This window comes from Corallococcus praedator (genome assembly GCF_003612125.1).
GTDB classification, from domain to species: domain Bacteria; phylum Myxococcota; class Myxococcia; order Myxococcales; family Myxococcaceae; genus Corallococcus; species Corallococcus praedator.
Map to the genome: position 1 here is coordinate 1 of NZ_RAWI01001053.1, position 442 is coordinate 442.

The window sequence follows — 442 nt, forward strand, 5'->3', positions numbered from 1 at the left end:
CTTCTGGAACAGCCCGCACGGCCCGGAGCCCGACGCAACCGGTTACCAAGGCTTCTACTACCACTTCCTGGACATGCAGACGGGCCGCAGGGCCTGGGATTGCGAGTTGTCGACAGTGGACAGTGCCTTCCTGCTGGCCGGTGCGCTGACTGCAGCGGGCTACTTCGACTCCGCCGCTTCCGACGAGTCTGAAATTCGCGACCTCGGCGAGGCCCTGTATCGGCGCGCCAACTGGCAGTGGGCGCAGAACCAGGGCCTCACGGTCACCCACGGCTGGAAGCCGGAGACCGGCTTCCTGAAATACCGATGGGAAGGTTACGACGAAGCGCTTCTGCTCTACGTGCTCGGTCTCGGCTCGCCCACTTACCCGCTGGCGGAGCAAAGCTACGCGGCCTGGGCATCGACGTATCAGTGGGAACACGCCTACGGCTGCGACTATCTG

The 442-nt window shown here is 64.3% G+C and carries 1 protein-coding gene; it reads left to right on the forward strand.

The window, feature by feature from the left end:
* Positions 1 to 442 (forward strand): glucoamylase family protein (locus tag D7Y13_RS43000; protein WP_208734641.1); only part of this gene is annotated, 442 nt, incomplete at both ends.